Below are 218 nucleotides of genomic sequence, written 5' to 3'. Positions count from 1 at the left end.
GGGAACTCCCCGGCACGGCGCGCCGGTTCGGGGATGCCGACCTCGCCCAGCACCTCGACCGCGCGGGCCCAGGACTGCTTGCGGCTGGAGCCGAAGTGCTCGCGGTGCGCCTCGGCGATCTGGTCGCCGATGCTGAAGTACGGGTGCAGCGCGGTCAGCGCGTCCTGGAAGACCATGGCCATCCGGCGTCCGCGCAGTCGCCGGACCGCCTCCGGGTC

1 pseudogene is annotated in these 218 nt (G+C 73.9%); it reads right to left on the bottom strand.

Features of this window, described 5'->3' with window-relative positions:
• Nucleotides 1–218, bottom strand: a pseudogene (locus tag C7C46_RS33350) (ABC transporter ATP-binding protein); the annotation flags it as partial.

The organism is Streptomyces tateyamensis, assembly GCF_003205575.1.
Taxonomy (GTDB): domain Bacteria; phylum Actinomycetota; class Actinomycetes; order Streptomycetales; family Streptomycetaceae; genus Kitasatospora; species Kitasatospora tateyamensis.
Note: the sequence above shows the minus strand (reverse complement) of the source record. Positions and strands in the feature narration are given on the sequence as shown.